The sequence below is a fragment of the Streptomyces sp. NPDC001985 genome (assembly GCF_040296845.1).
In the GTDB taxonomy this organism is placed as follows: Bacteria; Actinomycetota; Actinomycetes; order Streptomycetales; family Streptomycetaceae; genus Streptomyces.
The window spans coordinates 1-7,213 of the sequence record NZ_JBEOYB010000145.1 but is presented as its reverse complement, the minus strand read 5'-3'; the positions used below and the strand labels follow the sequence as shown (position 1 = coordinate 7,213).

Sequence of the window (7,213 nt, the reverse complement as noted above, 5' to 3'; positions counted from 1 at the left end):
CAGACCGTTTTCCCATTCCGTTTCCGGACTTGGATTCAGATCCAGCGGCCAGTTGGACCGGCCTTTCGCCTTTCGGCTGCTCCGACTTTATCAGAAGCATTTCGGCCGAGCTAATCGGCGTCAGTGATTCCAAAGTCATGGAGTCGATTGGCTCCGCAGGAATTGAATTCCCGCTCGGAGCAAGAGAGACGTTAGCGGTTGCACTCGACCGTGTCCAGTCGGAGGCAACCGTTCAAATCTACCTCCCCACAGAAGCCGTGTCAACGGTTTTTGTGGGCGAGGAGGACACTAGCAGGTCGGCCAGGTCAGACGCACATCAGCCGGTGGCCCGTCCCCCGGTGGCTCGTCCACCTGGGGACGGACATACGGAAGGAGCGCAGGTTCACCGGCCACGGCGGCCGGGCGATGGATCGGGTGTCAGGGGAGGGCCGACGGTGGGGTTTCGAGGTGTTCGAGCTCGATGCCGGGTGCCGCGAGGACGACGTCACCGGAGAGGTGGACGGTGTGCTGCTCGCCCGTGTCCAGGGCGCTGACCTGGTATTCGTCCACGGTCAGGGGGCCACTGTCAGTGGTGTGCGCTTCACTCTTCAGCAGGGCCCAGGACTGGTCGAGCGTACGGGGGGCGAGGACGGGGTCCGTGAAGGCGACCAGGCGGACACGTGTCGCGGGGGCGCCGGGGGTCAGGCGCAGGAGACGGGCCGTGGCGATGAGGAAGGCGGGGGAGGTGCCGGTGAAGGCGTGGGCGGGGACATTGCCCTCGGTGGCGTGGGTGCCGGTGGGGTCGGTGCGGACCCAGGTGACGCCGTCGAGTGCGGCGCCACGGACCTGCCAGCTCGCGGCGTGGAGTTCGAGACGGATGGGGCGGCCGAGTTCGTCGAGGGCGAGGTCGACCGAGCCGGCGTGATCGCCGGAGGGGGTGGTGATCTGCGAGACATAGCGCCAGCCGGAGGGGCCGGGGGCGCACTGGAAGTGTTCTTCGCCGAGGGGGGTGTGATCGTGCGGATCGTGGAGCGAATATCGGCCGCGGGGCATGGGGGCGTGGGAGTCCTTGTGCGGTGTGGCTCGGGGCGGTGAGGTCGCCGAGGGGGATGTGTTCCCGCCTCGGCGGAGGTTCTCGCCCGGGAGCCGGGAGGCCGGGGCGGCGGGCGAGCCGCCGGGGGCGAAGGGGCAGGCCCCCGTCACGGGGGTGCGGGGGCCTGCCTCGGTACCGCCGGTGTGATCAGTAGCGGTAGTGGTCCGGCTTGTAGGGGCCCTCGACCTTGACGCCGATGTAGGCGGCCTGCTCCGGGCGGAGGGTGGTCAGCTTGACGCCGAGCGCGTCCAGGTGGAGGCGGGCGACCTTCTCGTCCAGGTGCTTGGGCAGGACGTAGACGTCGGTCGGGTACTCCTGGGGCTTGGTGAAGAGCTCGATCTGCGCCAGCGTCTGGTCGGCGAAGCTGTTGGACATGACGAAGGAGGGGTGACCGGTGGCGTTGCCGAGGTTGAGCAGTCGGCCCTCGGAGAGCACGATCAGGACCTTGCCGTCCGGGAAGGTCCAGGTGTGAACCTGGGGCTTGACCTCGTCCTTGACGATCCCGGGGATCTGGGCGAGGCCGGCCATGTCGATCTCGTTGTCGAAGTGGCCGATGTTGCCGACGATGGCCTGGTGCTTCATCTTGGCCATGTCGGCGGCCATGATGATGTCCTTGTTGCCCGTCGTGGTGACGAAGATGTCGGCTTCGCCGACGATCTCGTCCAGAGTGGTGACCTGGTATCCGTCCATGGCCGCCTGGAGGGCGCAGATCGGGTCGACCTCGGTGATGATCACCCGGGCGCCCTGGCCGCGCAGGGACTCGGCGCAGCCCTTGCCGACGTCGCCGTAGCCGCAGATCACGGCGACCTTGCCGCCGATCAGGACATCGGTGGCGCGGTTGATGCCGTCGACGAGCGAGTGGCGGCAGCCGTACTTGTTGTCGAACTTCGACTTGGTGACGGCGTCGTTGACGTTGATCGCCGGGAAGAGGAGGGTGCCGTCACGGTGCATCTCGTAGAGACGGTGGACACCGGTCGTGGTCTCCTCGGTGACACCGCGGATCTCGGACGCCAGACGGGTCCACTTCTGCGGGTTCTCGGAGAGGGTGCGGTTCAGCGTGCGGAGGATGTAGCCGTACTCCTCGCTGTCCGCGGTCGCCGGGTCCGGGGCCTCGCCGGCCTTCTCGAACTCGACGCCCTTGTGGACCAGGAGGGTGGCGTCGCCACCGTCGTCGAGAATCATGTTGGGGCCGCCGGTGGGCGTGTTGGGCCAGGTCAGCGCCTGCTCAGTGCACCACCAGTACTCCTCCAGCGTCTCGCCCTTCCAGGCGAAGACGGGGACGCCCTGCGGGTTCTCCGGGGTGCCCTCGGGGCCCACGGCGATGGCGGCCGCGGCGTGGTCCTGGGTGGAGAAGATGTTGCAGGATGCCCAGCGGACCTCGGCGCCGAGGGCCACCAGGGTCTCGATGAGCACGGCGGTCTGGACGGTCATGTGCAGGGAGCCGGTGACACGGGCGCCGGCGAGCGGCTGCTGGTCCGCGTACTCCTTGCGGATGGACATCAGACCGGGCATCTCGTGCTCGGCGAGGGTGATCTCCTTGCGGCCGAAGGCCGCGAGAGAGAGGTCGGCGACCTTGAAGTCCTGGCCGGCGGCGACAGTCGTCATTACGGGCTGCTCCTCGTGGTGGTGAGTGGTCGAGGGTGGGTACGGCTGGCTCTGCGGCGGCCGATGGGCGCAGGAATGCCCGGACCACGCGCAGTGCAGTCCGTCGGAGGCCCTCTCTCCACTCGGCCGGTCCGTGGAGGGACCGCCCGACCGCCATCAGCAGCGACGCCTGACTCTGGTCACGAATCTACACCGATCGGCACGGTGAGCCCCAGCCCGCCCGGGGGCGGGATCTGGCCAGATCATGGGGTTGTTGGCGGGACGGGCACCGGTCACCAGGGCTTTTGCCGACCCGGCGGCGGATTGCCCGGTCCGGGGCCGGAGTGCCTACCGCTCCGGGGATGGTGCAAACGTCGGGAGAAACACATACGGCCGGGAGAGTGCGGGGCCCGCGCGGGGGCGGCGGTCCGCCCGGGCGGTGCTCCGGGGTCACCGGGATGGAGGTGTGGGGGTGGGGTCCGGCGCGGGGGTCCGGTAGACGTCGGGCTCCAGATAGATGACGCGGGCGATGGGGCAGCCCGCGCGGACGCGCTCCTCGGCGGCGTTGATGGAGGCGGCGATCTCGGGGGCGGTGTCGTCGTTCGGTACCGCGATCTTGGCGGCGACCAGCAGCTCGTCCGGGCCCAGGTGCAGGGTGCGCATATGGATGATGCGGGTGACCCGGTCGCCGTCGACGAGGGCCTCCTCGATCTTCCGTACGTCGTCCGTGGTGGCCGACTCGCCCAGCAGCAGTGACTTGGTCTCGACGGCCAGGACGAGGGCGATGAGGATGAGGAGCACACCGATGCAGAGGGTGCCGATGCCGTCCCAGAGGCCGTCGCCCGTGGCGAGGGCGAGGCTGACGCCCACGAGGGCGAGGATCAGGCCGACGAGGGCTCCGAGGTCCTCCAGGAGCACGACGGGCAGCTCGGGCGCCTTGGACCTGCGGACGAACTCCTTCCAGGAGAGCGGGCCGCGGACCGCGTTCGACTCCTTGATCGCGGTACGGAAGGAGAAGGTCTCGGCGATGATCGCGAAGACGAGGACACCCACCGGCCAGTACCAGTTCTCGATCGCGTGGGGGTGCTTGATCTTCTCGTATCCCTCGTAGATCGCGAACATGCCGCCGACCGAGAAGAGGACGATGGAGACGAGGAAGGCATAGATGTAGCGCTCACGGCCGTAGCCGAAGGGGTGCTGCGGGGTGGCCTCGCGGCGGGCTCTGCGGCCGCCGAGGAGGAGCAGGCCCTGGTTGCCCGAGTCGGCGAGCGAGTGGACGCTCTCCGCCAGCATCGAGGAGGAGCCGCTGAAGAGGAACGCCACGAATTTCGCGACCGCGATCGAGAGGTTGGCCACCAGGGCCGCCACGATCGCTTTTGAACCGCCTGACGCGCTCATGAGTGCCGGGTGTCCCTTCGTCCGCCGGACCGGGGTGCCACCGCCGGACCGGGCCGGGCCGGGGTGCGGGGCGCGTCATTGTCGCAGTCCGGGACGGCGGCGCGGGGTCAGTTGGCGACCGTGGCGCGGAAGAGGGTGCCGGGGTCGGGTCCGTCGGCCGCGACACGGGTGGTCTCGCCCGCGGGGACGTAGACCGACTGTCCCGGGGTGAGGCTCAGTTGGCCTGCGGTGACGCGGCCGGAGGTGCAGAGCAGGATCTGCGGGGCGGCGACGGTGAGGTCGCGGACGGCGCCGGCCGGGGCCAGGAGATAGCGGGAGAGTCGGAACTCGTCGATCGGCGTGTCGTACAACTCCTCGCCGGATTCGGAGACCTCGGGGCGGAGGACGCCCGGGTCGGCGGCGTCGAAGCGGACGACGCGCAGGAGTTGGGGGACATCGATGTGTTTGGGGGTGAGGCCGCACCGGAGGATGTTGTCGGAGGTGGCCATGATCTCGACGCCCAGCCCGCTGAGGTAGGCGTGCGGGACGCCCGCGCCGAGGAAGACGGCCTCGCCGGGGTTGAGACGTACGTGGTTGAGGAGCAGGGCGGCGATGACGCCGGGGTCGCCTGGGTAGTGGTGGGCGATCTGGGCGTACGGGGTGTAGTCACCGCCGAGGCGTTCGGCGGCGGCGGCCGTCTCCGTGACGGTGGCCGCCATGTCCGCGCGGTCGGCGGTGAGGATCGCGGTGAGGACCTCGCGCAGGGCCGCGTCCGGCGGGTGGGCGAGGAGGGCGTCCGCGTACGGCTTGAGGGAGTCGACGCCGAGTCCGGCGATGAGGCTCGCGGTGTCGGCGGGCGGGCGGAATCCGCACAGGCCCTCGAAGGGGGTGAGCGCGCAGATCAGTTCCGGCTTGTGGTTGGCGTCCTTGTAGTTGCGGTGCGGGGCGTCGATGGGGATGCCCGCGCGCTGCTCGGCGGCGAAGCCCTCCTTCGCCTGCGCCAGATCCGGGTGGACCTGGAGGGAGAGCGGGGCGCCCGCCGCGAGGAGTTTGAGGAGGAAGGGGAGACGCGGGCCGAACGTGGCGACGGTGGCGGCGCCGAGTTCGCCCACGGGGTCGGCGGCGATGACATCGCCGAGCGGGCCGCGCTCCAGCCGGGAGGGGGCGCCGGGGTGGGCGCCCATCCACATCTCGGCCTGGGGTTCGCCGGTGGGGGTGTCACCGAGCAGTTCCGGGATGGCGGTCGTGGAGCCCCATGCGTAGGGGCGCACGGTGTTGGAGAGGCGGTCCATGTCAGCTTCCGTGTTTCCGGGGTGGTGGGGCGTGCTAAGTGGTGGTCGCCGGCGTCGCGAGCGTCAGATAGACGGCGGCGAAGTCGGTGACGGCGAGGAGTTCCGCGATGGACTCCAGCTCGCTGCCGTCCTCCGGTTCGAGTTCGCTGATCGGGGCGTCGTGGCCGAGGGCGAGCTCGCGGGCGGCGGGGGCGGCGGAGAGTCCGCCGGTGGGGCGGTCGCGCAGCAGGACGACCCGGGCGCGCAGGGCCTGGGACTCCTCGACGCGGTCGCGGAAGAAGTCCTCCGGGTCGGCGCCGGCGGCGAGGGCGCCCGCGAGGAGTACGCCGTGGGCGGGGAGGGCCTCCGGGAGCTCCGCCGCGAGGGCGGGGCGGCCGGCCAGCTCGGCGAGTACGGCGGCGAAGTGCCGGCCGACGGGGGCGGCGCCCGCTCCCTCGGTCCAGATGAGGGGGAGGCTCTCGGCCAGTTCGGCGGCGAGGGTCTTCGCGGGGTTGCTGTAGGTGGCGACGGCCGGGCCGCAGCGCTCGGCGGTGCGGTCGAGGCGGTCGGCGACCTTGGCGAGGGTCTCCGGCGGTGCTTCCAGGAGGCCGACGCGGTCGAGGAGCGCGAGGAGCGGGGTGAGCAGGGCCCAGAGGGTGCCGGGGGAGGCCGACGGCGTCTCCTCGTACGGCCCGTTCGGGGTGATGGTCAGGGGGACGACCAGTCCGTGCCGGCCATCGACCGACTCCGCGAGCGGGGAGGGCTTCGGGGCGACGGCGACGACGGTGCAGCCGCGCCGGTACGCCTGCTCGGAGAGGAGGTCGAGACCGGGCTCGCTGCCGTCGGTGGTGGGGATGAGAAGCAGGTCGAGGGAGCCCGCCCAGCCGGGGAGCACCCAGCGCAGGGCGCCGGGGGCGGCGGCGACACCGGTGGGGGCGAGGCGGGTGACGGGGGCGCCGGTGCCGGCGAGGGCGCCGACGAGGTCGGCGACGCCGGAGGCGGCGGTGCCGGAGCACGCGACCATCACGGCACGGGGGCGGCCCTCGGGCTTCAGCTCGGCGATACCGGCCTCGGCGGCGTGGCGGGCGGCGGTGCGGACACGGGCGCCGGCTTCGGCCGCGCCTCGCAGCAGGCCTCGGTGGTCGGCGCGGGCGAGGGTTTCCGGAGCGTCGAGGAGTGACTCGTCGAGCATGGGGTGGGGTCTCCGATCGCCGGGCGGTCGCGGGGCTGCGGGGGCGAGGTCTGCGAGGGCGGGGGGTGCGGGGCGTGGGAGGTGCGGGGTGCGGGCGCGGGGCTCGGTTGCCGTCTCTTGCCTCGGCCGCGTGGCGGCCTCGGGGCGGCCCGGTCCTGGAGCGCCCGCCGGGCGTCAGGCGGGGCGGGTGGCCTCGTCGACGAGGAGGACGGGGATGCCGTCGCGCACGGGGTAGGCCAGGCCGCAGTTCTCGCCGGTGCAGATCAGCTCGGGGGTGTCGGCTTCGGTGCGGTCGCTGAGCGGGGCGTGGCAGGCCGGGCAGGCGAGGATGTCGAGGAGGCCGGCTTCGAGCGGCATGAGGGTCCCTTCGGGGGGTGCTGTGGGGTGGGGTCCGGGGCGGGGGCTGTGGTGCGGTCCGTGGTGGGTGGATGGGCCACGTCAGCGTACCGCCGGGGGGAGAGGGGAGGTGCGATCTGGGGTGGTTGGGGTGGGGCGGGGGGTTTTGCTTCTGGGGGAAGGGTGCCGCATGTGGGGCGGGGTGGGAATGCGGGGAGGGGGGTTGGGGGGTGATCTTTTCTGAGGGTTCGCCTGGGGGGTGCGGGGGGTTTGCTTTGGGCGGGGGTGTCGCGCGGCGGGGGGTGTCCTGCCGGGCAACGAGGCCCGTTACGGCTCCAACTACTGCGGCGAGAGCAACTGCGTCAACACCTGGGACGCGGT

Annotated in this window: 6 protein-coding genes; all 6 read right to left on the bottom strand. The window is 71.4% G+C overall.

From position 1 onward, the window contains the following. Positions 1-417: 417 nt before the first annotated feature. The 6 genes from ABT122_RS32825 to ABT122_RS32800 all read right to left on the bottom strand — a co-directional run bounded on the left by ABT122_RS32825 (position 418) and on the right by ABT122_RS32800 (position 6,853). Entirely contained in the window at positions 418-1,032 is a 615-nt protein-coding gene (locus ABT122_RS32825) for a hypothetical protein (RefSeq protein WP_351559720.1), read from the bottom strand. Between the two features lie 187 nt (positions 1,033-1,219). Beyond that, positions 1,220-2,677, bottom strand: coding sequence for an adenosylhomocysteinase (gene ahcY, locus ABT122_RS32820; RefSeq protein ID WP_351559718.1), 1,458 nt, complete (start codon positions 2,675-2,677; stop codon positions 1,220-1,222). Between the two features lie 429 nt (positions 2,678-3,106). Continuing rightward, the gene (locus ABT122_RS32815) at positions 3,107-4,054 is read right to left on the bottom strand and encodes a cation diffusion facilitator family transporter (RefSeq protein ID WP_351559716.1); all 948 of its coding nucleotides are present in this window, start codon (positions 4,052-4,054) and stop codon (positions 3,107-3,109) included. Positions 4,055-4,161: 107 nt separating this feature from the next. Then, positions 4,162-5,325: a mannose-6-phosphate isomerase, class I gene (gene manA, locus ABT122_RS32810; protein ID WP_351559714.1), complete on the bottom strand. Its 1,164-nt coding sequence runs from the start codon at positions 5,323-5,325 to the stop codon at positions 4,162-4,164. Positions 5,326-5,359: 34 nt separating this feature from the next. Further along, a complete protein-coding gene (locus ABT122_RS32805) occupies positions 5,360-6,496 on the bottom strand; it encodes an SIS domain-containing protein (protein ID WP_351559712.1) in 1,137 nt (378 codons plus the stop codon). A 174-nt stretch (positions 6,497-6,670) separates the two neighbouring features. Then, positions 6,671-6,853: a Trm112 family protein gene (locus ABT122_RS32800; RefSeq protein ID WP_351559710.1), complete on the bottom strand. Its 183-nt coding sequence runs from the start codon at positions 6,851-6,853 to the stop codon at positions 6,671-6,673. Between the last annotated feature and the right edge of the window lie 360 nt (positions 6,854-7,213).

What these genes read in the sequence shown, in the direction of transcription:
- ABT122_RS32800 (WP_351559710.1), bottom strand. Translation starts at nt 6,853, where the DNA reads ATGCCGCTCGAAGCCGGCCTCCTCGACATCCTCGCCTGCCCGGCCTGC.
- ABT122_RS32825 (WP_351559720.1), bottom strand. Translation starts at nt 1,032, where the DNA reads ATGCCCCGCGGCCGATATTCGCTCCACGATCCGCACGATCACACCCCC.
- manA (WP_351559714.1), bottom strand. Translation starts at nt 5,325, where the DNA reads ATGGACCGCCTCTCCAACACCGTGCGCCCCTACGCATGGGGCTCCACG.
- ahcY (WP_351559718.1), bottom strand. Translation starts at nt 2,677, where the DNA reads ATGACGACTGTCGCCGCCGGCCAGGACTTCAAGGTCGCCGACCTCTCT.
- ABT122_RS32815 (WP_351559716.1), bottom strand. Translation starts at nt 4,054, where the DNA reads ATGAGCGCGTCAGGCGGTTCAAAAGCGATCGTGGCGGCCCTGGTGGCC.
- ABT122_RS32805 (WP_351559712.1), bottom strand. Translation starts at nt 6,496, where the DNA reads ATGCTCGACGAGTCACTCCTCGACGCTCCGGAAACCCTCGCCCGCGCC.